Consider the following 22,961-nt stretch of genomic DNA (forward strand, 5'->3'; position numbering starts at 1 on the left):
CCATTAATGAAGAGGAACGAGAGCCAGTTGATATTGGGCAATATCTGTCTGGCTCTCGCTTTATTACAACTGCTGGCTCAATCGAGTTTGCTCAAGAACAACTGGAATATTACGTGAAAGAGTATCCAAACCTCTACATTGGTGGACAATGGGTGTCGCCGCATTCCGACAATATGTCGACTGTCATAAATCCGTCGACGGAAGAAGTTTGTGCGAAGATCGCCAGCGGTGATAAAGCCGATGTAGATGCTGCGGTTAGGGCTGCGCGGGAGGCATTCGATTCATTTTCGCAATCAAGCAGGGAATCGCGCGTCAAGCTGTTGCGAGATGTTGTAGCGGGCATTCAGAGCCGCGCTGACGAATTTGCTGAGGCAATCAATCAGGAGATGGGCGCACCCTTATGGTGGGCGCAGCAGGCTCAGGTTCCAGCTGGAATTGCCCATTTCGCCACAGCGGCTGATGTTCTGGAAAAATTCAAATTTGTGGAAGCGAAGGGCACCACTCACCTCAGACGTGAGGCCATCGGTGTTTGCGGCATGATTACACCTTGGAACTGGCCGCTCAACCAGGTCGCATGCAAGATTGCCGCGGCATTGGCAGTGGGATGCACGGTTGTACTTAAGCCTGCCGAGCAAACACCGCTCGATTCTATTTTGCTGGCTGAGGTCATTGATGCCGCTGGTGCCCCCCCCGGCGTTTTCAATCTTGTCACGGGTTCAGGATCAGTCGTTGGTTCGGCGCTTTCGGACCATCCCGAAGTCGACATGGTCAGCTTCACCGGATCGACGCGGGCTGGGGCAATGGTCGCCAAGGCAGCCGCAGATTCGATCAAGCGCGTTTCGCAAGAGCTCGGCGGAAAATCAGTCAATCTGGTCTTGCCCGACGCTGACTTGCAAGAATCAGTCGTGCGGGCAGTGCGCAGTTTGATGTCAAATGCTGGGCAGACCTGCAGTGCCGGATCAAGGTTGCTTGTGCCAGCAGACAGGCAAGAAGAAGCGATTGCGATCGCCAAGCAAACGGCAGAGTCAATACCGGTCGCATTATCTGCTGATGCAGACGCTCCGGCAATTGGGCCTATTTCCACTCAGCGGCAATATGAGCAAGTCAAGAAGCTTATTGGCGTTGGCATTGACGAAGGAGCGACGCTCGTAACTGGCGGCGTCGAGAGCCCTTCGGGCGCAACCAAGGGCTTTTTTGTTAAGCCTACAATCTTTGCCAATGTAAACAATGCTATGGCTATCGCTCAAGAGGAGATCTTTGGCCCGGTTCTAGTCATCATCGCCTATGAAGATGTCGATCAAGCTGTTCAGATAGCAAATGACTCACCATATGGTCTTTCCGGCTACGTCCAGGGGCCGCATGAGCAGGCGGTTGAGGTCGCATCCAGGATCAGAACGGGGCAGGTTTTCATCAACAACGCACACGCTGATTTCAATGCTCCATTTGGCGGCTTCAAGCAGTCGGGCAACGGGCGAGAATGGGGCGAAGTTGGTTTTGACGAATTCTTGGAGTACAAGGCAGTTCTGGGTGCAGAAGTTGGTGCCTGAAGCTGGGGCGCAGGAATTGCCATCGAGAAATGACAATCCCTCGCTTGGGGGCAGCGTTGTAGGCAAACCAAAATTACCGTTTGGCACCCGTATCTCTTACGGTATCGGGCACATGGCATTTGGGATCAAATCCAATGGCTTTGATTACTATTTGCTTGCGTATTACAGTCAAGTTCTAGGTCTGGATGCAAGGCTGGTCGGCATGGCCTTGCTAATCTCACTAGTGTTTGATGCCGTCAGCGATCCGATCGTGGGTTATTGGTCAGATAACACCGAATCTCGCTGGGGGCGGCGCCACCCATTTCTTTTTGCCTCTGCAATCCCTGTCTCATTGAGCTTTCTTTTGGTCTGGTCGCCCCCAGAAGGTTGGTCGGAATTGGCAATGGTCGGTTACTTGTTGGTCCTGTCAATCATTATCCGCACTGCAATATCCTTTTTTGAAACGCCGAACGTCGCCTTGGCTCCGGAACTGACAGAAGACTACACAGAAAGAAGCAAGCTCATTAGCCTAGGGCACTTCTTCGCCTGGTCGGGCGGCAATCTCATGAATGTCGCAATGTTCTTTGTCGTATTTCCGATGTTTGCATCAGCAGCCATGTCCGAGGCTGTTAGCCTGCGAAAACCTTATGAGATCTATGGGATGCTCGCTTCGGCACTGATTCTGGTTGCCATCTTGATAGCCGCGTTCGGCACTCAATCGCGAATTCCCTACCTCAATCAGGCGCCGCCGAAGCGCAACATCACGCTGCGATTGATATCCAAGGAGATTTTCGAAACCCTGTCCAACCGCGCCTTCCTTGCAGTGTTTCTGGCGGCGATTTTGGGAGCGGTTGCATTGGGGCTGAAGGCTTCCTTGCACCTCTATTTCGTTTCCTATTTCTGGGAATTCACAGCGTCCGAGACAGGCTATCTGTCCCTGGGAATATTTGTATCGGCAGCGATTGGTTTTGCGCTTGCCCCCGTAGCGACAAGACATCTTGGCAAGAAGAGGGCTGCCATCATCTTGGGTATGGTGGCGTTTCTGGCGCACCCGATACCCATCTGTCTCAGGCTGCTTGATCTATTGCCGCCAAATGGCGATCCGTTCATTTTCTGGTTCAACCTGATATTTGGAATTGTCGATCTCGGCCTCATCATCTGCTTCAACATCCTTGTCGCTTCAATGCTTGCCGATCTCGCTGAACAAAGCGAGCTGGAAACTGGGCGTCGGTCAGAAGGGGTTTTGGCTGCGTCCATCACCTTTGCAAAAAAGAGTGTTCAGGGGCTTGGGATCTTGATCGCGTCTTTTGTGCTCTATCTGGCGAGCTTTCCAAGACAGGTCGACGCGAGCGCAGTCCCCGACGAAGCCATCTGGAGTTTGGGTGCGTATTATGTGCCCATAGTGACGGGTATTTATCTCGTCATGCTTGCTGTGCTGATGAACTACAATATCAGTAGGGAATCCCACGAGGAAAATTTGCGAGAACTGAAAATGAGAGCCGCTGCAAGTAGCCCTGAATCGCCGAAGTACGACGCTCATCCAGATGCTGGCAGTGATGGCAAGGGTGCAGCCGCAGGAAAGTGACTGGCGCTTGAGCGGCCAAGTTATGACCACACGGTTCTGCCAAGACTAGCGAACTGGCCGCAACTTGATTGGCAGGTTCGACGGGTCGTTTCTCAAGCCCAGGCGTTGCGAAGCGTGATACGAGACGAGGGCTGGATTTATATCAGTTACAGTCCTTGTGAACTGCCGCCCAACGTCCGCAATAGCAAGTGTGTAACCGTGGTGGATCCGTTTACCTACCGGCTGTCGAGGTGCCGGGAAAGTGGCAACACTGATCCGTGCACTTCTCAATCATTTCATCGCGCTTGAGCGAAATTGCACATAATTCGAAAAAGAATGTCAGTGACCATCTAGCTCACCTGCGACTATTTTGAGTTGTCAAAATGAAGTGCCAGATTAGCCCCAACATTGGGATTTTGGACTGCTGCGCAAGTGTGCCTAGTGACTTTGTATCGCTGCACACCAATATGGGTAAGGAACCGAGGGATGCACAAATTCGACTTTGTCGTGGTGGGAGCTGGATCTGCGGGATGCACAGTTGCCAGTAGATTGTCAGAGAATGGAAAGTATCAAGTTGCTCTCCTCGAAGCTGGAGGATCTCATAATAATCCGCTGATTTCGATTCCATTCAACTTCGCCTTCACGGTCCCCAAAGGCCCGCATAACTGGAGCTTCGAAACCGTGCCACAGGAGGGGCTGAATGGTCGGCGCGGATATCAACCGCGCGGCAAGGTGTTGGGTGGTTCTTCTTCAATAAATGCGATGGTATACATACGCGGCGCCAAGGAAGATTATGAGCACTGGGCGGCATTGGGGAATGAGGGTTGGTCATACGAAGAGGTGCTGCCATTCTTTAAGAAGGCGCAAAACAGGGTTAAGGGTGCGAACGAATATCACGCGCAGGGCGGCCCCCTAACCGTGTCCCCTCCGCGCAGCCCCAACCCGCTCAACGACATGTTCATTAAGGCTGGCATGGATTGCCAGCTGCCTTACAATGAGGATTTCAACGGCGAAACTCAGGAAGGCATTGGCTATTATGAGTTGACGCAGGATCGCGGCAAGCGCTGCTCAGCCGCGCTCGCCTATGTTACGCCAGCTGAAAAGCGCAAGAATCTAACCATCTTCAAACAAGCATTTGTCGAGAAGGTTCTGGTTGAAAACGGTCAGGCGACCGGCGTGATGGTCAAGTTAAACGGCAACTTGCAGCTAATCAAAGCCAGGCGGGAGGTCATTCTTTCTTGCGGCGCGTTCCAAAGCCCACAGTTGCTGTTGCTTTCGGGCATTGGCGCCAAGGACAAGTTGGATCCGCATAAAATCAAGGTGGTTCATGAACTTCCTGGTGTCGGAGAGAACCTCTACGACCATGTAGATTTCTGCTTAATGTACCAATCTGACAGCGAGCATGTTCTGGGCAAAAATGCGCGCTCGGTGTTTCGTGTTGCGTGGAACCAATTCAAATATTTTGCCGGAAGGCGCGGTATTTTGACGACGAACTTCAATGAATCTGGTGCCTTCTATTTCACCAATCCGGATGAGCGTTCGCCGGATATTCAGCTGCATTTTGCCTTCACATTGGTCGATCAACACGGACTAAAACGGCACGGCCGCGGCGGATTTAGCTGCCACGTTTGTGTCCTCAGACCCAAGAGTCATGGTAATTTGACTTTAGCCGACGCAAACCCGGCAACGCCGCCGCTCATCGATCCAGCATTTCTAAAGGATGAGCGTGACGTCGCAACGTTGCTTGCCGGAGTCAAACGCGCGCAACAAATCTTACAGGCTCCTGCATTCGATGAGATTAGAGGCAAGCCGGTATATGCGACCGCCAGCAATAATGATGATGAATTGATCGAGGACATTCGAAACCGTGCCGATACGATCTATCATCCGGTTGGCACCTGCAAGATGGGTCCGGACAGTGATCCGATGGCGGTTGTCGATTCATCACTTAGGGTGAGGGGCATCAGGAACCTACGCGTTATCGATGCCTCGATCATGCCTTCTATTGTATCGGGAAACACAAATGCGCCTACCATCATGATCGGCGAAAAAGGGGCGCAAATGATACTCGATGAAGCCGAATCTTACACCTAGCGCAATCGATCAACCAGGCGTCCATCCAGAATTGATGCAAGCTGAAGGAACGCCCCGGTGTGCAATGCGCGCCGCAGATCAGGCTTGAGGACAATGTGCAGACGCCGGGTGTGGAGTTGAACGCTGGAAGGTCGTGATCGTGTGGGCGCAATCACAGACACCAGGTTAGCGTATTAGTCTTGTGCCGATTTGAGCAAAAGTTGCAGCGAAGGATTAGAAAGGTTGGGATCGTGGATAGGGCAAGAGCTATTGCAAAACTTACGGCACCCGGAAGAAAGTATGAACTGCAAAATGTCTGTGTGAATGGAAACGAGGTAAAGTGGTTCGTAAACGCACCCACCTCGCTCAGACAGCTGATTAGCGAAGCGCGCTGCGAGAAGACATTTTTTGTCTATAATGATGAGCGCTACACGTTTGAGGAATTCTATCAGCGTGCGTCAAATCTGGGCAGACGCCTGATCGATGACTATGGAGTCAAACCTGGCGACCGGGTCGCAATTGGCCTTCGCAACTACCCTGAATGGGCGCTCGCATTTGCGGCGATAACTTCTATCGGAGGGATCGTCGCGGGGCTCAATGCATGGTGGGAATCGGACGAGCTTGAGTATGGCATTAGGCATATCGGGGCAAAGGTGGCCATAGTCGACCAGGAACGGCTTGACAGAGTCAAACTCCAAAGTGGTCTTGATTTTCTGACTCTTATTTCGGTCCGTTCAGAGCCATGTGACCGTGCCACACCCATCGATCAGCTTCTGCGTCAGCACGGCGAGCTTCCCGATATCCAAATCGAACCCGATGATGATGCGGTCATCTTGTTTACATCGGGATCGACTGGCCACCCCAAAGGGTCCGTCTCGACGCACCGCAACATCATTGCGGCGCTCTTGTCCCAGGAGCTTGATCTGGCAGTTTTGGCAACAATCCACGGTGGCGCGCCCAAAGGGCAATCGAAGCCGCATTATCCGGACGCAGCCTTGCTTGGCATGCCGCTTTTTCACGTCAACGGACTTCTTGCTGTATTGCTGACCAGTTTCCGCAGAAAGCGGAAGACTGTTGCGATGTACAAATGGGACCCGAATGTCGCTGTCGAGTTGGTTGAGGCAGAAAAAATTGTCAGCTTTGTTGGAACGCCCGCAATGACGGGAGACCTTATGCTGGCGGCGCAAAAGCAGGATAAAGATGTGAGCAGCTTGCTCGCCGTGGGTGGCGGCGGATCGGCGCGCGCTGAATCTCAAGTGAAGGGCATTGACGAGACATTCAAGAATGCAAAGCCGTACACCGGATGGGGGATGACTGAAACCAACTCGATCGGCACGTCGATCGGTGGCGAAGAATATCTAATGCGACCATCCAGTTCGGGCAGGGTGAGCGCGGTTCTTGAGCTCGGAATTGTTGACAGCGACGATAACTTTGTAAAGGCCGGAGAGCGCGGAGAATTGCTTGTTCGAGGAACCTCGGTGATTCACAAATATTGGGACCGACCAGATTCGAGCGGCGATTTTCTGGAAGGTGGTTGGTTCAGGACGGGAGATATCGCTTATCTCGACGAAGATGGATATCTCTACATCGTAGATCGGTTGAAACAGATCATCATTCGGGGTGGTGAAAATATCGGTTGCGCCGAGGTGGAATCGGCAATGTTAAACGATCCGGCAATTATTGAGGTCAGCGTTTACGGCGTAGCCGACCAAAGGCTGGGCGAGGATGTTGCGGCGACAATATATGTTGATCGGGAAGTAGACGTCGACGCCATAAGATCAAATCTGAAGCTCAAGATTGCCGGTTTCAAAATCCCAAAGCACATCCGGGTCACAACCGAGCCATTGGTTCGTATCGCGTCCGGTAAGATTGATAAGAAGACGATCCAAAAAGATCATCAAAAACTCCTAGATTTGGAGTGACGCAGATGAATATTCCAGGCTGTCACAATGTGACTGATTTTCATCGTCTCGCCCAGCGTCGAATTCCATTTCCAGTGTTCGATTATTTTGACGGCGCGGCCGAGTATGAAATCACGCGATGGCGCAACAGAGAGGCTTATGAGAGCTGCGACTGTTCCCCGTCAGCGTTCATGAGACAGATTAGCGGTTGAAGTTTAGGAGGGTTTTGGTTCTCGTCGTAGTGACGAAGGAACGAACATGAGAACCAAAAGTCGAGGTCGAAGCGCCCTGCCGAGTAGGTTGTAGCTTGAGCAGTGGAATCGCTAGGATGTATTCGCTTTGCGCCAACGACCGGGTGCCATTCCACCGACCCGTTTAAAAGCTCGACAAAAACTACCTGCTTCAGAGTATCCAAGCGTGTAAGCGATCTGCTCTAATGTCATGGTTGATGATAATAAGAGCTGGCAAGCACGTTCAAAAATAACTTCGGACTGGATTTGTCGAAAATTTGTTTCTTCTGTATGCAAACGACGCCTCAGAGTACTCATTGAGCACCCTAAAGCTCGACAAATTTCTGGCTCAGTGGACAGCTTTTCATTTGACATCTGCAGAAGCATTTCCTTGACTCTGTTTTTTGTACTTGAGTGGCGCCTTTCAAGGGTGTTGCTCAGCTTGTCCTCTAATCTCATGCGTGACCAACGGTCATCGAATTTCAATTGCATACGAAACAAGCTGCGATTGAATGAAATTGAATAGTTTTTCTGCCCAAATAGCGTTTCTGTTCCAAACGCCTTTCCAACCTCATCCATATTGTCCGGTCTATCGTTCTTGAATGAAGTTTGGCATGGATATACTTCGGAATTGGTTAACTCTTGGACCCAGGTAACCAGGGCAGCCATGCCTCTTGTAGCTAGAAAGTGTTGACTGAATGGTGGCAGCTTGTGCCCAAGAATCACGAATTTGATGGTGTCAGGATCTCGGACAACGGAAACTTCGTTGATCCACAAAGATATCTTGTAGAATTTGGCGCCAATCGTTAGCGCTTGTTCCAGCGTGCGGCTAGCCATCATGGCGAAACCTAGTGTTCCATAACAGGTCAGGTGTTGGCGCATTCCCAAAATCACGCCGTTGGCAGGATCATCGTCTATCTCCAGCAAGTTTTGAATTGCTCGGAGTTCTTGCCAGACCTGAATTTCGCAATATGGGTCTTCAATATCATCCAGATCTAATTCCGTTCCTTTCAGGATTTCGAGGGCTGGAATGTCGTGTTCGCGCGCGAAATAAACAAGGAGTCTCAACGATGTAACTTGTCGAATATCTGAAAATTCTTTTTTGTATGAGATGTGGGTCATTTTCGCGTCACCAAAGTTGAGACCACTTGTCTCCGATTGGAGCGGCAATGACAAGACTTCACCTGACTTCGGATCGATGAACTGGGCCATAGGCGCTGACGGGGAACATTGAGATTGAAGACATTGAAGTGAATAGCGCCTAGTGATCTAGACGCCTTCATTGTTTGTTTTTTGCTGTCGTTCGAAGTTCACAGGTGACAACATGGGGTTTGTGGCGTGTGACGTGACCCCCTGATTTTCCTCCAACAGTGATTAGAGTCCGGTCTTGAAGGAAGGACGGACAGATGAAGCGTTTGAGGTTTTCGGAAGAGCAGATCATCGGGGTGTTGAAGGAAGCGGAGGCGGGCGCGAAGACCGGCGAGCTGGCGCGGCGACACGGGGTGTCGGAAGCAACGATCTACAACTGGAAGGCCAAGTATGGCGGCCTTGAGGTGTCGGAGGCGAAGCGGCTACGCTCGCTCGAGGACGAGAACGCGAAGCTGAAGCGGTTGCTTGCGGACTCGATGCTGGACAATGCGGCGCTGAAGGATCTTCTCACAAAAAAATGGTGACGCCCGCCGTTCAGCGGGAAGCGGTCGCCCATCTCCAGGCTTGCCATGGGATGAGCGAGCGGCGGGCGTGCCGTGTCACAGGCGCCGATCGGAAGAGCATGCGCTACCGGTCGCAGCGTGGCGACGATGCCGAGGTTCGGGAGAAGCTGCGCGAGTTGGCGCAGCAGCGTCGCCGGTTCGGTTATCGGCGCCTGCATATCCTGCTGCGCCGGGAGGGCGTGATGATCAACAGGAAGAAGACCCAGCGCCTGTATCGAGAGGAGGGGCTGATGGTCCGACGAAGACGCAACCGGCGCCGGGCGATCGGTGCGCGGGCGCCCGCACCGGTGCTCGCGCTGCCGAACCAGCGGTGGAGCCTCGACTTTGTGCATGATCAGATGGCGTCAGGTCGGCGGTTCCGGGTGCTCAACATCGTGGACGATGTCACGCGGGAGTGCCTGCGCGCGGTGCCCGACACGTCGATCTCCGGGCGCCGGGTCGTGCGCGAGCTCAGCGATCTGATCGAGGAGCGCGGCAGACCGGGGATGATCGTCAGCGACAATGGGACCGAGCTGACATCGAACGCGGTGCTCGCATGGTGCGGTGAGGTCGGGGTCGAGTGGCATTATATCGCGCCGGGCAAGCCGATGCAGAACGGCTATGTCGAGAGCTTCAATGGCCGGATGCGCGATGAGCTTCTGAACGAGACGCTGTTCCTCGACCTCGATCATGCCCGCACAGTGATCGCGGCCTGGGCCGAAGATTACAACCAGGCGCGGCCACACTCGGCCCTTGGATATGAGACACCGGCGGCGTTCGCCGCCGAACTGCATAAGCAATGGCCTGTGCAGCTACGCCCTTCGGGCTCCGCTGCACAGGCCATTGCTTACACTGCGCTCATGCGCAACAAAGCTGCTGGGCTCTAATCCCCGCTGGTGGAAACCAGGGGGTCACGTCACGTGCTTTCGCACGGGGTTATAGAATTTCGATGTAGTCGAACTCATCCTGCCGAGCTTCTGCGCGGGTTTTTTATGTCCGCCTTCGGATCCGTTCGCGTTTGAGCAGGTTAAGGAAGCTCTCAGCGAACGCATTATCATGGCAGTTCCCGCGCCTGCCCATTGAGTGCTTGAGATTGTGGGCATGGAGGAGCCAGGTTCATTCGCGGGAGATAAACTGTGAGCCCTGATGGAGTGGATCAGAACTACGTTCTTCGGCTTTCTGCGCCACACCGCTATCAGCAGTGCCTGGCAGACCAGATCAGCGGTCTGCCGACTTTGTATCTGCCAACCAACCACCGCCGTGAATAGAGATCGATCACCACTGAGAGGTAAGCGAAGCCCTCATGCGTTCTGATGAAGGTGGTGTCTGTTACCCATGCTGCGTCGGACGCTGACACTGCAAACTGGCGATCCAACGTATTGTCGATCACAACTGATGGCGTGCCACAATAGCTGTCTGGACGCCGCTTATAGCCAACTTGAGCTTTGATCCCGGCTTGCCATGCAAGGCGAGCCACACGGTTGGGACAGCTCTGCTCACCCTGATCAAGCAGAACATCATGCAGATGCGGTTGCCGTACACCCTGCCACTCTTCCCGTGCCTCGTGGATGAGCTTGGTCTGTCGGGCATCTTCCTGCGCCCTCTGAATCAACTTATGAGACCTGACCCTGGCTGGGAAGTGTCTCGGGATCGACGCTGGAGCCAGACATGCAACGGTTCCTAACAACGAATCACTTCGCAGGCAGCGACCGCGAGCAGTTGAATTGGCTGATGGGCTTCTCGCGCCTGAACATGAGGCCTGTAGCAGCCCGCAATAGCCGAGGTTCTTGTCTGAATTTTCCAATCCAAGGGAGATCCCGGCCGCGCACGAAGTTGAATGAATCTGTCAAAAAACTGACTTCAATGGCAATAGAATAGGTTCGTCGACCCGTTAACTTCTGGTGCTCAAACTGATTTCTGAGGGCATTGAATCATGACTGAGCAAGCTGGCTACTATGGTAAGAGGCGCAAATGGCATAGCTGGGGATACGAAGACGAGGTCATTTCCCAGGCTGAGGTCAAGGAAATGGCCGTTCGCGTTGGCAAACGCCTGGGCATTGATGAGCCGGTGGTCTTGTCTGATCCAACGCTCGAGGAAATCGAGTTGAGGGAATCGCGGATCTCCATCCCTGCTTCCTTGTCGTCTTTTTGTAATTCAGACAAATGGGATCGCGTTTCTCATTCCTACGGCAAGAGCTTCAAGGACCTGACGCGCATTTTTCGGCGAGATTTTACCAATCCGCCTGATGTGGATGCCTCGATCATGCCTTCTATTGTATCGGGAAACACAAATGCGCCTACCATCATGATCGGCGAAAAAGGGGCGCAAATGATACTCGATGAAGCCGAATCTTACACCTAGCGCAATCGATCAACCAGGCGTCCATCCAGAATTGATGCAAGCTGAAGGAACGCCCCGGTGTGCAATGCGCGCCGCAGATCAGGCTTGAGGACAATGTGCAGACGCCGGGTGTGGAGTTGAACGCTGGAAGGTCGTGATCGTGTGGGCGCAATCACAGACACCAGGTTAGCGTATTAGTCTTGTGCCGATTTGAGCAAAAGTTGCAGCGAAGGATTAGAAAGGTTGGGATCGTGGATAGGGCAAGAGCTATTGCAAAACTTACGGCACCCGGAAGAAAGTATGAACTGCAAAATGTCTGTGTGAATGGAAACGAGGTAAAGTGGTTCGTAAACGCACCCACCTCGCTCAGACAGCTGATTAGCGAAGCGCGCTGCGAGAAGACATTTTTTGTCTATAATGATGAGCGCTACACGTTTGAGGAATTCTATCAGCGTGCGTCAAATCTGGGCAGACGCCTGATCGATGACTATGGAGTCAAACCTGGCGACCGGGTCGCAATTGGCCTTCGCAACTACCCTGAATGGGCGCTCGCATTTGCGGCGATAACTTCTATCGGAGGGATCGTCGCGGGGCTCAATGCATGGTGGGAATCGGACGAGCTTGAGTATGGCATTAGGCATATCGGGGCAAAGGTGGCCATAGTCGACCAGGAACGGCTTGACAGAGTCAAACTCCAAAGTGGTCTTGATTTTCTGACTCTTATTTCGGTCCGTTCAGAGCCATGTGACCGTGCCACACCCATCGATCAGCTTCTGCGTCAGCACGGCGAGCTTCCCGATATCCAAATCGAACCCGATGATGATGCGGTCATCTTGTTTACATCGGGATCGACTGGCCACCCCAAAGGGTCCGTCTCGACGCACCGCAACATCATTGCGGCGCTCTTGTCCTGGGAGCTTGATCTGGCAGTTTTGGCAACAATCCACGGTGGCGCGCCCAAAGGGCAATCGAAGCCGCATTATCCGGACGCAGCCTTGCTTGGCATGCCGCTTTTTCACGTCAACGGACTTCTTGCTGTATTGCTGACCAGTTTCCGCAGAAAGCGGAAGACTGTTGCGATGTACAAATGGGACCCGAATGTCGCTGTCGAGTTGGTTGAGGCAGAAAAAATTGTCAGCTTTGTTGGAACGCCCGCAATGACGGGAGACATTATGCTGGCGGCGCAAAAGCAGGATAAAGATGTGAGCAGCTTGCTCGCCGTGGGTGGCGGCGGATCGGCGCGCGCTGAATCTCAAGTGAAGGGCATTGACGAGACATTCAAGAATGCAAAGCCGTACACCGGATGGGGGATGACTGAAACCAACTCGATCGGCACGTCGATCGGTGGCGAAGAATATCTAATGCGACCATCCAGTTCGGGCAGGGTGAGCGCGGTTCTTGAGCTCGGAATTGTTGACAGCGACGATAACTTTGTAAAGGCCGGAGAGCGCGGAGAATTGCTTGTTCGAGGAACCTCGGTGATTCACAAATATTGGGACCGACCAGATTCGAGCGGCGATTTTCTGGAAGGTGGTTGGTTCAGGACGGGAGATATCGCTTATCTCGACGAAGATGGATATCTCTACATCGTAGATCGGTTGAAACAGATCATCATTCGGGGTGGTGAAAATATCGGTTGCGCCGAGGTGGAATCGGCAATGTTAAACGATCCGGCAATTATTGAGGTCAGCGTTTACGGCGTAGCCGACCAAAGGCTGGGCGAGGATGTTGCGGCGACAATATATGTTGATCGGGAAGTAGACGTCGACGCCATAAGATCAAATCTGAAGCTCAAGATTGCCGGTTTCAAAATCCCAAAGCACATCCGGGTCACAACCGAGCCATTGGTTCGTATCGCGTCCGGTAAGATTGATAAGAAGACGATCCAAAAAGATCATCAAAAACTCCTAGATTTGGAGTGACGCAGATGAATATTCCAGGCTGTCACAATGTGACTGATTTTCATCGTCTCGCCCAGCGTCGAATTCCATTTCCAGTGTTCGATTATTTTGACGGCGCGGCCGAGTATGAAATCACGCGATGGCGCAACAGAGAGGCTTATGAGAGCTGCGACTGTTCCCCGTCAGCGTTCATGAGACAGATTAGCGGTTGAAGTTTAGGAGGGTTTTGGTTCTCGTCGTAGTGACGAAGGAACGAACATGAGAACCAAAAGTCGAGGTCGAAGCGCCCTGCCGAGTAGGTTGTAGCTTGAGCAGTGGAATCGCTAGGATGTATTCGCTTTGCGCCAACGACCGGGTGCCATTCCACCGACCCGTTTAAAAGCTCGACAAAAACTACCTGCTTCAGAGTATCCAAGCGTGTAAGCGATCTGCTCTAATGTCATGGTTGATGATAATAAGAGCTGGCAAGCACGTTCAAAAATAACTTCGGACTGGATTTGTCGAAAATTTGTTTCTTCTGTATGCAAACGACGCCTCAGAGTACTCATTGAGCACCCTAAAGCTCGACAAATTTCTGGCTCAGTGGACAGCTTTTCATTTGACATCTGCAGAAGCATTTCCTTGACTCTGTTTTTTGTACTTGAGTGGCGCCTTTCAAGGGTGTTGCTCAGCTTGTCCTCTAATCTCATGCGTGACCAACGGTCATCGAATTTCAATTGCATACGAAACAAGCTGCGATTGAATGAAATTGAATAGTTTTTCTGCCCAAATAGCGTTTCTGTTCCAAACGCCTTTCCAACCTCATCCATATTGTCCGGTCTATCGTTCTTGAATGAAGTTTGGCATGGATATACTTCGGAATTGGTTAACTCTTGGACCCAGGTAACCAGGGCAGCCATGCCTCTTGTAGCTAGAAAGTGTTGACTGAATGGTGGCAGCTTGTGCCCAAGAATCACGAATTTGATGGTGTCAGGATCTCGGACAACGGAAACTTCGTTGATCCACAAAGATATCTTGTAGAATTTGGCGCCAATCGTTAGCGCTTGTTCCAGCGTGCGGCTAGCCATCATGGCGAAACCTAGTGTTCCATAACAGGTCAGGTGTTGGCGCATTCCCAAAATCACGCCGTTGGCAGGATCATCGTCTATCTCCAGCAAGTTTTGAATTGCTCGGAGTTCTTGCCAGACCTGAATTTCGCAATATGGGTCTTCAATATCATCCAGATCTAATTCCGTTCCTTTCAGGATTTCGAGGGCTGGAATGTCGTGTTCGCGCGCGAAATAAACAAGGAGTCTCAACGATGTAACTTGTCGAATATCTGAAAATTCTTTTTTGTATGAGATGTGGGTCATTTTCGCGTCACCAAAGTTGAGACCACTTGTCTCCGATTGGAGCGGCAATGACAAGACTTCACCTGACTTCGGATCGATGAACTGGGCCATAGGCGCTGACGGGGAACATTGAGATTGAAGACATTGAAGTGAATAGCGCCTAGTGATCTAGACGCCTTCATTGTTTGTTTTTTGCTGTCGTTCGAAGTTCACAGGTGACAACATGGGGTTTGTGGCGTGTGACGTGACCCCCTGATTTTCCTCCAACAGTGATTAGAGTCCGGTCTTGAAGGAAGGACGGACAGATGAAGCGTTTGAGGTTTTCGGAAGAGCAGATCATCGGGGTGTTGAAGGAAGCGGAGGCGGGCGCGAAGACCGGCGAGCTGGCGCGGCGACACGGGGTGTCGGAAGCAACGATCTACAACTGGAAGGCCAAGTATGGCGGCCTTGAGGTGTCGGAGGCGAAGCGGCTACGCTCGCTCGAGGACGAGAACGCGAAGCTGAAGCGGTTGCTTGCGGACTCGATGCTGGACAATGCGGCGCTGAAGGATCTTCTCACAAAAAAATGGTGACGCCCGCCGTTCAGCGGGAAGCGGTCGCCCATCTCCAGGCTTGCCATGGGATGAGCGAGCGGCGGGCGTGCCGTGTCACAGGCGCCGATCGGAAGAGCATGCGCTACCGGTCGCAGCGTGGCGACGATGCCGAGGTTCGGGAGAAGCTGCGCGAGTTGGCGCAGCAGCGTCGCCGGTTCGGTTATCGGCGCCTGCATATCCTGCTGCGCCGGGAGGGCGTGATGATCAACAGGAAGAAGACCCAGCGCCTGTATCGAGAGGAGGGGCTGATGGTCCGACGAAGACGCAACCGGCGCCGGGCGATCGGTGCGCGGGCGCCCGCACCGGTGCTCGCGCTGCCGAACCAGCGGTGGAGCCTCGACTTTGTGCATGATCAGATGGCGTCAGGTCGGCGGTTCCGGGTGCTCAACATCGTGGACGATGTCACGCGGGAGTGCCTGCGCGCGGTGCCCGACACGTCGATCTCCGGGCGCCGGGTCGTGCGCGAGCTCAGCGATCTGATCGAGGAGCGCGGCAGACCGGGGATGATCGTCAGCGACAATGGGACCGAGCTGACATCGAACGCGGTGCTCGCATGGTGCGGTGAGGTCGGGGTCGAGTGGCATTATATCGCGCCGGGCAAGCCGATGCAGAACGGCTATGTCGAGAGCTTCAATGGCCGGATGCGCGATGAGCTTCTGAACGAGACGCTGTTCCTCGACCTCGATCATGCCCGCACAGTGATCGCGGCCTGGGCCGAAGATTACAACCAGGCGCGGCCACACTCGGCCCTTGGATATGAGACACCGGCGGCGTTCGCCGCCGAACTGCATAAGCAATGGCCTGTGCAGCTACGCCCTTCGGGCTCCGCTGCACAGGCCATTGCTTACACTGCGCTCATGCGCAACAAAGCTGCTGGGCTCTAATCCCCGCTGGTGGAAACCAGGGGGTCACGTCACGTGCTTTCGCACGGGGTTATAGAATTTCGATGTAGTCGAACTCATCCTGCCGAGCTTCTGCGCGGGTTTTTTATGTCCGCCTTCGGATCCGTTCGCGTTTGAGCAGGTTAAGGAAGCTCTCAGCGAACGCATTATCATGGCAGTTCCCGCGCCTGCCCATTGAGTGCTTGAGATTGTGGGCATGGAGGAGCCAGGTTCATTCGCGGGAGATAAACTGTGAGCCCTGATGGAGTGGATCAGAACTACGTTCTTCGGCTTTCTGCGCCACACCGCTATCAGCAGTGCCTGGCAGACCAGATCAGCGGTCTGCCGACTTTGTATCTGCCAACCAACCACCGCCGTGAATAGAGATCGATCACCACTGAGAGGTAAGCGAAGCCCTCATGCGTTCTGATGAAGGTGGTGTCTGTTACCCATGCTGCGTCGGACGCTGACACTGCAAACTGGCGATCCAACGTATTGTCGATCACAACTGATGGCGTGCCACAATAGCTGTCTGGACGCCGCTTATAGCCAACTTGAGCTTTGATCCCGGCTTGCCATGCAAGGCGAGCCACACGGTTGGGACAGCTCTGCTCACCCTGATCAAGCAGAACATCATGCAGATGCGGTTGCCGTACACCCTGCCACTCTTCCCGTGCCTCGTGGATGAGCTTGGTCTGTCGGGCATCTTCCTGCGCCCTCTGAATCAACTTATGAGACCTGACCCTGGCTGGGAAGTGTCTCGGGATCGACGCTGGAGCCAGACATGCAACGGTTCCTAACAACGAATCACTTCGCAGGCAGCGACCGCGAGCAGTTGAATTGGCTGATGGGCTTCTCGCGCCTGAACATGAGGCCTGTAGCAGCCCGCAATAGCCGAGGTTCTTGTCTGAATTTTCCAATCCAAGGGAGATCCCGGCCGCGCACGAAGTTGAATGAATCTGTCAAAAAACTGACTTCAATGGCAATAGAATAGGTTCGTCGACCCGTTAACTTCTGGTGCTCAAACTGATTTCTGAGGGCATTGAATCATGACTGAGCAAGCTGGCTACTATGGTAAGAGGCGCAAATGGCATAGCTGGGGATACGAAGACGAGGTCATTTCCCAGGCTGAGGTCAAGGAAATGGCCGTTCGCGTTGGCAAACGCCTGGGCATTGATGAGCCGGTGGTCTTGTCTGATCCAACGCTCGAGGAAATCGAGTTGAGGGAATCGCGGATCTCCATCCCTGCTTCCTTGTCGTCTTTTTGTAATTCAGACAAATGGGATCGCGTTTCTCATTCCTACGGCAAGAGCTTCAAGGACCTGACGCGCATTTTTCGGCGAGATTTTACCAATCCGCCTGATGTGATTGCCTATCCTCGCAACGAGGCCGAGGTTGCCGCAGTTTTGGATTGGTGCGGTGATAATGGCTATGCGGCAATTCCATATGGCGGCGGATCAAGTGTCACGGACGGCTTTACTGCCCCGGAGGATTGCGACGGTTCGGTAATTATCGATTTGGGGAACATGAACCAGGTGCTGGAGGTTGACCCGGTCTCCCGCTGCGCACTTATCCAGGCAGGTACGCTTGGGCCTTCGCTTGAAGATCAGCTAAAGCCGCACGGCCTCACATTGAGACATATTCCGCAATCCTGGGAGTTTTCATCGCTTGGCGGCTGGATTGCGACGCGTTCTTCGGGCCACTATGCTACCCACCTTACCCATATTGACGATATGGTGCAGAGCCTCAGGGTCGTAACGCCGCGCGGAACGATAGAAAATCGCAGATTGCCGGGATCAGGTGCCGGCCCGGATCCCGACCGCCTCTTTATCGGTTCTGAAGGCTCGCTCGGGATTATCACACAGGCATGGATGAAGCTTCAGGGGCGAGTGGTCTTCCGGGCGAATGCGACCATCACCTTTGACACGTTCTATCAAGGTGCCGCAGCCATTCGGCAGATCACACAGGCAGGCCTGTTTCCTGCGAATTGTCGTTATCTGGACGCGCAAGATGCCCAGTTTTATGGCGCTGGTGATGGCACAAAATCTGTGCTGCTGCTTGGCTTTGAATCTGCGGATCATCCCGTGGATGTCTGGCTGGAGCGCGGCGTTGAAATTTGCCAGGACCACGGCGGTGAAGTCGTGACCAAGACCGGATCGGGCGGCGATGCCTTGAAGTCAAGCCGCAGCGGCGCGCAGGGGAATTGGCGCGAGCAATTCCGTTACCTGCCGCGATTGATGCATACGCGCGCTGCGATGGGCGTGGTCAGCTTTACCTTTGAAACGGCCTATACCTGGGACAAATTCGAAGCCGTGGACACGGAAATTATTCGCCGGGTCAGCGAGGCGCAAAAAGCGCTGACCGGCGGTGGCATTGTTTGCCGCAGATTCTCCTTCCTCTATCCCGATGGGCCGGCGCCCTATTATTCCGTCGTTGCGCCTTCCACGCACGAGACGAGCCTTGAACATTACCAGGCGCTTTCCGACGTGGCTTCTGATGCGATATCGGAGCTTGGCGCGACAATCACGCACCACCATGCGGTCGGACGCAGCTTCCGTCCGTGGTACGACAAGGAAGTGGACCCGCTTTTCCGGGATATGTTGGCTGGCGCAAAGAATGCTGTTGATCCAGATTGGATTATGAACCCGGGAATGCTTCTCGACCGTTCGAATCATCTCAAGATCGTCGGATAAGGGGAGCAGGTCGCACGCTATGATCGAACTGTTTTTCTGGCCTACTCCCAACGGATACAAGGCGACGATTGCTTTGGCGGAATTGGGATTGCTTGGCAAAGTTACGCCAATCAATATTCTGGCCGGTGAACAGTTCGATCCGGCATTTCTTAAGATCAGTCCAAACAACAAGGTTCCCGCCATCATCGATCACGATGGTCCAAATGGCGAGCCGGTTGCGATATTCGAATCTGGCGCCATATTGCTCTACCTGGCTGAAAAGACCGGAAAGCTTCTTCCCAAGTCTGAAGTGAAAAGGCTGGAAGCCCTGCAATGGCTTTTCTTCCAGGTGAGTAGCATGGGGCCGATGCTCGGGCAGGCACACCATTTTAGAACATACGCGCCCGAGAAGATCGAATATGCGGTAGACCGCTACACACAAGAGGCCGCTCGCCTTTACAAAGTGCTCGATAACCGGCTGGCGGATCATGAATATCTGGCGGACGAATTTTCGATAGCCGATATAGCTACGTTCACATGGGTCAGGCCCCGAAAAATGCAGGGCCAGGACCTTGAAGATTATCCAAATGTGAAACGTTGGTATGACCAGATCAAGGTTCGCCCGTCTGTCTCTGAGGGCCTGAGTGTTCTGTCCGACAAGATGAAATGGCAAGCTAAGCCCGGTTCCAAGGAATGGAAATCGATGTTCTCCGGCTCGGAGAAAAAGTCAGATTGATCGGTCGGGCTTGCAATGCCTGCAATGAATTGCCCGAGAATCGCCCCACCGACGAGTTCGGGATTGTGAAGCAGGCAAAGTTGCCGGTCACGGCGACATTGATGATTCATCGGCATTCGGACAGAAGCCCATGATTTCACATCATATTTTTGAACAGGATTTGCCGCGATGCCTTATATCAATGTCCAGTTTACCAAGGGCGCTACCAAGGAAGCCAAGCGAGAGATCGTAAAAGGTGTCACAGATTTAATGGTGGAGCACCTCGGTAAGAGGCCCGAGCACGTCCATGTCGTGATTCAAGAAGTTGAATTTGAAGATTGGGGGTTCGCCGGAAAACTCGTTGCGGAGCTGTCAGACTAACTGTACCTGATTGAAAATTGGACCCAATTGGGTGCTGTCAGACTTGCTACAGCTCGTCTCCGATTGACAGAGCCATGGCAAGGTCGCGCTGAGATTAGGCAGCAAGAAACTGCCACTCGCCAAAATCGGCCGTTACTCGCTAATCTAACTCAGCTTCACCAGCAGCAGCTACTGCGTTCGGTGTGCTCTTCCGTCCCCAGCTTAGAGGGTAGGTTCCAGTGTCATGACCTGCACGGGATCGACGGTTTTGAATTCCCAAGACCAAGGGACGAAGACGATGCCGCTCGATTGCCGATCGTGTTAAAGATCGATCGAGTCCGCCGGCAGGAAGAATGGTGTCGCGGGCATCCCACCGGGAGCATGGCTATGGCGGACGTAACACTGAGCGCGACACCCAAAGGCAATGGTTTCCAGGCAACCGTGACCTATTCGAGCGGCGTGTCGATCAGTTCAGCGGAAGCCTTTCCGACGAAGGCAGAGGCTATTTCAGCAGCGGCCATGAAGGTACTCGACATGCCCGATCGGCTGGAGGAATTCGATGCGTCTAACGCCGAGGACTGATGCTGCAGGGAATGCTCGCGCGATGCCTACGGGAGCGACAATACGGGACCCGAGCAAAAAGAAAGGAGGAAGTCCTGACGGACTTCCTCCTTGTGTGTAGCCTCAGAATTCATCGCTCAGCTTTCCAGGCACTGTGTCGATGACCCGGTCCAGCATGGCCTTGGGCAGTGCGCCGTAATCGCCCTCATCGACCGCGATGTAACCTGCCTCACCATCGGTCAGGACATATTGGGTAAAGTAGCTGTGAAGGGACCGGGCATGAGCCTTGTCGAGTGCGGCAACGAAGGCTGCCTGATCTGCCTGGAATGAACCCTGCGCGATATTCAGTGAAGCGTACATGATCTTTCCTCCTGATGTTCGATGCGTCGCATCAGGAGCTGCGAGGATGTGGGTGACGGGTCGGGTCAGGGACCGCGCATAGCGCGGCCGCGAAGCGGCGATGGGGGAAACGATTTTTGCCGGGCTTGCCCGGTAAAAATGGTGGGGCCCCGTCGTCCTTGACGCGGCCCCAAAGCCCGCATCACACTTGGACTTTCTGCGAGAGAGACCTCTCCAACGTCAGCGTGAAAAGCACTGGCATCGCGGCAAAAACCGTTTTCCTACATGGCCCCATGCTGGCACTGTCGCGCGTGGAGGGGACCAACGGCCAGCGAAAGGACAATCTGATGGCCAGGTCCAAACCGAGCGCGCGTAATGCGCTCAAAAAACTGCGCGAGCAGCGCGAAGAACTCGATGCACAGGAGGCCAGGCTCCGTGATGAAGCGGCCGCCGAACTGGGCAAGGTTCTTCTCGAATGCGGAGCCGAGACGATCGAACCGGCGCAACTGAAGCAGCTCATCCGCGAATCGCTCACCATCGGGATCGACGATGCCCTCAAGCGGCTCTCCCCCGCCTGACACTTCAACCGCGGCGGGGTGCGGGCTCGATGCCCCGCCCCGCCGTCCAAGCAGCGAGCACAAAAAAAGGCCCCGATGGCGCGAACCATCGGAGCCTTGTCATATGCGGGAGGAACTCAGTCCTCGTCGATGTCGGGCGCACCCTCATTGTTCGACGCCCGGCCTTTGGTGAGGAAGTCCACCTTGTCGGCGATGATCTCGCAGCCGTAGCGCTTGGTGCCGTCCTGGTCTTCCCACTGCGTATAGTGGATGCGCCCCTCGACCGTCACGAGCTGGCCCTTGGTGCAGTACTTGGCGACGTTCTGGCCGAGCCCGTTGAAGCAGGTCACGCGGTGGAATTCGCTGTCCTTGGCGGTGTAGCCGTTTTCGTCCTTGTAGGTCTTGCCGTCCTTGCGGGCGGGACGGTCGGTGACGACCGAGATCGAGGTGATGTTGGTGCCGCCTTGGGTCGTACGGGTTTCGGGATCGCGGGCGATGCGGCCAACGAGGATTACGAGATTGGTCATGGTCTTTCTCCTGATCGAGCATTCCGGGTCCATCCCGGCTGCAAACCCGACTAGGAAGCGGCCACGGCGAAGCGCACCGAAGGGAAACCTCGATCTGGTTCGGGTGGTGCGGGCAGCCGGGCGCAGCCCGGCAACTCGGCCGGACCAGATCGGGGTTGCGCGTCTCGACGGGGATGCTTCAGGAAAGGTTTGCTTACAGGCCGGGTTGGTCCCGAGTGCCTTGCACAGGCCAAGCCATGACTTTTCGTATTATCGGGATGCCACGTACCCCTGACCTCGCCTGCCTCGAAGGCGACATCATATCTCGACTACGGACGCTCCTCCCGAAGCGGACGAAAGACCCCCTGAAAACGCACCGCCAGCAGCAGTCTCCACAGTGCCAAGCGGCATAGGCTCTTCCAGACGATGACCCCGCAACATCCAGTCTTGGGGCGTGATTAGGCGCCCCCAATCCGCAAAGGAAGGAATCGTACCCAAGTCCTCGCGGACGTGCTGTTCGCCTACAAGGCGAACGGGCACAACACGGCTATCGGCGTTGACGATAGTAGGCCCGAACAGGGTTTCGAGCATGAAGATGCCTTCGGCATGGTGCCGAAGGGCCCGGTGCCGCGGATCAGCAAAGATCGCCTTTGACTGGTCAAACCATTGGTGGAGCGGGAGGTAATCGTCCACCACCCCTCCCCATTTCCGAACCGACGATAGGGCGTGATAATAGCAATGAGCCATCGCACTTCTCCTAGAGATCAGTCGAATGGTCGTCGGCCGCCGTGTAACGCAGCTGGCAGTCCAGAACGAAACTCGGCGTAGCCACGTCGATGACCAGTTCGCCGCAAGCACCATCATTGATTTCCCATCCGGGATGATGGCGTTCGAGAGCAAGGTAAGTCAGTTGCTCGAGGGCGGAATTGAGGCTCTGGTCGCCGCCTTCTCCAGCACAGTCGATCGTCACTTCGGGACACGGAACACTCGCCCCGTCGGCGTCAGAGAAGACGCATTCTTCGACCGCACCGCTGTCGCCGCACCCATCGAAACGGATTTCTACGCGGGCAATTTCGGCATTGCGCAGCGGGGCAATGATAGCTGCCTTGAGCCGTTGGATTTCACTTTGTGCCTGCGCCGCGCGCTCGGCCTGGCGGACAGCAAAATCCGCCATGATCGCCTGAAAATCAGTCATCAGATTTCTCCTGCAATGTGGGGG

19 protein-coding genes and 2 pseudogenes are annotated in these 22,961 nt (G+C 54.2%); 13 read left to right on the forward strand and 8 right to left on the reverse strand.

Annotation, left to right across the window (positions count from 1 at the left end):
- Nucleotides 1–113 precede the first annotated feature (113 nt).
- The 4 genes from AOA14_RS18355 (at nt 114) to AOA14_RS18370 (ending at nt 7,085) form a co-directional block, all read left to right on the forward strand.
- Complete coding sequence (locus AOA14_RS18355) at nt 114–1,547, forward strand: aldehyde dehydrogenase family protein (protein WP_054588536.1); 1,434 nt, start codon at nt 114–116, stop codon at nt 1,545–1,547.
- Nucleotides 1,528–3,111 (forward strand): MFS transporter, encoded by a 1,584-nt coding sequence (locus AOA14_RS18360; RefSeq protein WP_238929691.1) that lies wholly within the window; start codon nt 1,528–1,530, stop codon nt 3,109–3,111. The genes AOA14_RS18355 and AOA14_RS18360 overlap by 20 nt, the downstream gene beginning before the upstream one ends.
- 465 nt (nt 3,112–3,576) lie before the next feature.
- Nucleotides 3,577–5,184, forward strand: a complete 1,608-nt coding sequence (locus AOA14_RS18365; protein ID WP_062902848.1) for a GMC family oxidoreductase — start codon at nt 3,577–3,579, stop codon at nt 5,182–5,184.
- Between the two features lie 230 nt (nt 5,185–5,414).
- The gene (locus tag AOA14_RS18370; RefSeq protein ID WP_202988326.1) at nt 5,415–7,085 is read left to right on the forward strand and encodes a class I adenylate-forming enzyme family protein; all 1,671 of its coding nucleotides are present in this window, start codon (nt 5,415–5,417) and stop codon (nt 7,083–7,085) included.
- Nucleotides 7,086–7,387: 302 nt separating this feature from the next.
- Here the strand turns inward: AOA14_RS18370 and AOA14_RS19430 are convergent, their stop codons facing one another.
- Nucleotides 7,388–8,506, reverse strand: a complete 1,119-nt coding sequence (locus AOA14_RS19430) for an AraC family transcriptional regulator (RefSeq protein ID WP_082395699.1) — start codon at nt 8,504–8,506, stop codon at nt 7,388–7,390.
- 194 nt (nt 8,507–8,700) lie between these two features.
- Here AOA14_RS19430 and AOA14_RS18380 point away from each other — a divergent pair.
- Nucleotides 8,701–9,872, forward strand: a protein-coding gene (locus tag AOA14_RS18380) for an IS3-like element ISSpma3 family transposase (RefSeq protein WP_120218809.1) whose coding sequence is annotated in 2 segments (ribosomal slippage) — nt 8,701–8,953 and nt 8,953–9,872 — 1,173 coding nt in all. Because the reading frame shifts where the segments join, the coding sequence is not laid out codon by codon here.
- A gap of 33 nt (nt 9,873–9,905) precedes the next feature.
- Here the strand turns inward: AOA14_RS18380 and AOA14_RS20210 are convergent.
- Nucleotides 9,906–10,597: pseudogene (locus tag AOA14_RS20210) on the reverse strand (IS3 family transposase); the annotation flags it as partial.
- Between the two features lie 321 nt (nt 10,598–10,918).
- Between AOA14_RS20210 and AOA14_RS20405 the strand changes: the two are divergent.
- Nucleotides 10,919–11,347: a hypothetical protein gene (locus tag AOA14_RS20405; RefSeq protein ID WP_062902851.1), complete on the forward strand. Its 429-nt coding sequence runs from the start codon at nt 10,919–10,921 to the stop codon at nt 11,345–11,347.
- Nucleotides 11,348–11,577: 230 nt separating this feature from the next.
- Nucleotides 11,578–13,248 carry a class I adenylate-forming enzyme family protein gene (locus tag AOA14_RS18395; RefSeq protein WP_202988327.1) on the forward strand — a complete coding sequence of 557 codons (1,671 nt, stop codon included), beginning with the start codon at nt 11,578–11,580 and terminating at the stop codon, nt 13,246–13,248.
- A gap of 302 nt (nt 13,249–13,550) precedes the next feature.
- Here AOA14_RS18395 and AOA14_RS19435 read toward each other — a convergent pair whose 3' ends face one another.
- Nucleotides 13,551–14,669, reverse strand: coding sequence for an AraC family transcriptional regulator (locus tag AOA14_RS19435; protein WP_082395699.1), 1,119 nt, complete (start codon nt 14,667–14,669; stop codon nt 13,551–13,553).
- 194 nt (nt 14,670–14,863) lie between these two features.
- Here AOA14_RS19435 and AOA14_RS18405 point away from each other — a divergent pair.
- Nucleotides 14,864–16,035, forward strand: a protein-coding gene (locus AOA14_RS18405) for an IS3-like element ISSpma3 family transposase (RefSeq protein ID WP_120218809.1) whose coding sequence is annotated in 2 segments (ribosomal slippage) — nt 14,864–15,116 and nt 15,116–16,035 — 1,173 coding nt in all. Because the reading frame shifts where the segments join, the coding sequence is not laid out codon by codon here.
- A gap of 33 nt (nt 16,036–16,068) precedes the next feature.
- Here the strand turns inward: AOA14_RS18405 and AOA14_RS20220 are convergent.
- Nucleotides 16,069–16,760, reverse strand: a pseudogene (locus tag AOA14_RS20220) (IS3 family transposase); the annotation flags it as partial.
- Between the two features lie 321 nt (nt 16,761–17,081).
- Here AOA14_RS20220 and AOA14_RS18415 point away from each other — a divergent pair.
- The 4 genes from AOA14_RS18415 (at nt 17,082) to AOA14_RS18430 (ending at nt 20,361) form a co-directional block, all read left to right on the forward strand.
- On the forward strand, nt 17,082–18,725 hold the full coding sequence (locus tag AOA14_RS18415) for an FAD-binding oxidoreductase (RefSeq protein ID WP_054588524.1): 1,644 nt from the start codon (nt 17,082–17,084) through the stop codon (nt 18,723–18,725).
- Between the two features lie 19 nt (nt 18,726–18,744).
- The gene (locus AOA14_RS18420; protein WP_054588525.1) at nt 18,745–19,440 is read left to right on the forward strand and encodes a glutathione binding-like protein; all 696 of its coding nucleotides are present in this window, start codon (nt 18,745–18,747) and stop codon (nt 19,438–19,440) included.
- Nucleotides 19,441–19,608: 168 nt separating this feature from the next.
- Nucleotides 19,609–19,800, forward strand: a complete 192-nt coding sequence (locus AOA14_RS18425) for a tautomerase family protein (RefSeq protein ID WP_054588526.1) — start codon at nt 19,609–19,611, stop codon at nt 19,798–19,800.
- Nucleotides 19,801–20,166: 366 nt separating this feature from the next.
- On the forward strand, nt 20,167–20,361 hold the full coding sequence (locus tag AOA14_RS18430; RefSeq protein ID WP_054729007.1) for a hypothetical protein: 195 nt from the start codon (nt 20,167–20,169) through the stop codon (nt 20,359–20,361).
- A 102-nt stretch (nt 20,362–20,463) separates the two neighbouring features.
- Here the strand turns inward: AOA14_RS18430 and AOA14_RS18435 are convergent, their stop codons facing one another.
- Entirely contained in the window at nt 20,464–20,700 is a 237-nt protein-coding gene (locus AOA14_RS18435; RefSeq protein WP_013832744.1) for a hypothetical protein, read from the reverse strand.
- A gap of 272 nt (nt 20,701–20,972) precedes the next feature.
- Here AOA14_RS18435 and AOA14_RS18440 point away from each other — a divergent pair, with 272 nt between their 5' ends.
- Nucleotides 20,973–21,257, forward strand: coding sequence for a DUF6437 family protein (locus AOA14_RS18440; RefSeq protein WP_234715932.1), 285 nt, complete (start codon nt 20,973–20,975; stop codon nt 21,255–21,257).
- Between the two features lie 116 nt (nt 21,258–21,373).
- On the opposite strand, the gene AOA14_RS18445 is transcribed toward AOA14_RS18440, so the two are convergent.
- From AOA14_RS18445 to AOA14_RS18450, 3 genes are all read right to left on the reverse strand, one after another.
- Nucleotides 21,374–21,763 (reverse strand): single-stranded DNA-binding protein, encoded by a 390-nt coding sequence (locus AOA14_RS18445; protein ID WP_038575578.1) that lies wholly within the window; start codon nt 21,761–21,763, stop codon nt 21,374–21,376.
- Nucleotides 21,764–22,060: 297 nt separating this feature from the next.
- Entirely contained in the window at nt 22,061–22,489 is a 429-nt protein-coding gene (locus AOA14_RS20225; RefSeq protein ID WP_082819998.1) for a DUF6915 family protein, read from the reverse strand.
- 10 nt (nt 22,490–22,499) lie between these two features.
- A complete protein-coding gene (locus tag AOA14_RS18450; RefSeq protein WP_062902853.1) occupies nt 22,500–22,937 on the reverse strand; it encodes a DUF6878 family protein in 438 nt (145 codons plus the stop codon).
- Between the last annotated feature and the right edge of the window lie 24 nt (nt 22,938–22,961).

This window comes from Sphingopyxis terrae subsp. terrae NBRC 15098 (genome assembly GCF_001610975.1).
GTDB classification, from domain to species: Bacteria; Pseudomonadota; Alphaproteobacteria; order Sphingomonadales; family Sphingomonadaceae; genus Sphingopyxis; species Sphingopyxis terrae_A.